Source organism: Brachyspira sp. SAP_772 (genome assembly GCF_009755885.1).
Lineage (GTDB): Bacteria > Spirochaetota > Brachyspiria > Brachyspirales > Brachyspiraceae > Brachyspira.
In genome coordinates, this window is record NZ_VYIX01000287.1 from 1 (window position 1) to 595 (window position 595).

1 protein-coding gene is annotated in these 595 nt (G+C 27.1%); it reads right to left on the minus strand.

All coding sequences use genetic code 11. The annotated features are described in order from the left end of the window. On the minus strand, nucleotides 1-595 hold a 595-nt coding region (locus tag GQX97_RS14070; RefSeq protein ID WP_198391267.1), incomplete at both ends, for a thiamine-phosphate kinase.

Below are 595 nucleotides of genomic sequence, written 5' to 3' on the forward strand. Positions count from 1 at the left end.
CTTGAGTGGTAAATAATACAGCATAATCTTCTCCGCCTGTGAGTATTGAGTTTAATACTTCTTTGTTATTATTGTTAAAAAATCTATTAACCTTTTGCCAATTAGATTCTTCAAATACTTTAGCATACAAATTAGACTTCTCTGCTATATGAGATAAATCTTGTAAGAGTCCGTCACTAATATCTATAGAAGAGTTTATTTTATATTTTTTTATTATYTCTTGCCAYTCATTAAARAAAAGTTKYGGTCTTAAATGMGTTTTTACGCTTTCATCATCATARMTATAGTTKYCRGATAATAGTTTTTTTAATCCTAAGTCACTTTCACCAACAATRCCTAAAACATAAATATTATCATTGTCTTTTGCTGTGCTTCTAAGTATTGCTTTATTTTTTTCTATTTCACCGATTAATGTTATAGAKATAAAAAAATYATTATTTGAACTAGTTGTATCTCCTCCAGCAATTTCTATGTTGTATGGTTTGCATGCTTCTAAAAAACCKTCATACCATTGTAAAATATTTTCTTCTGTAATATTTTTTGGTATAGATAATGATACAAACACACTCTTAGGAAAAGCACCCTTACATATAAT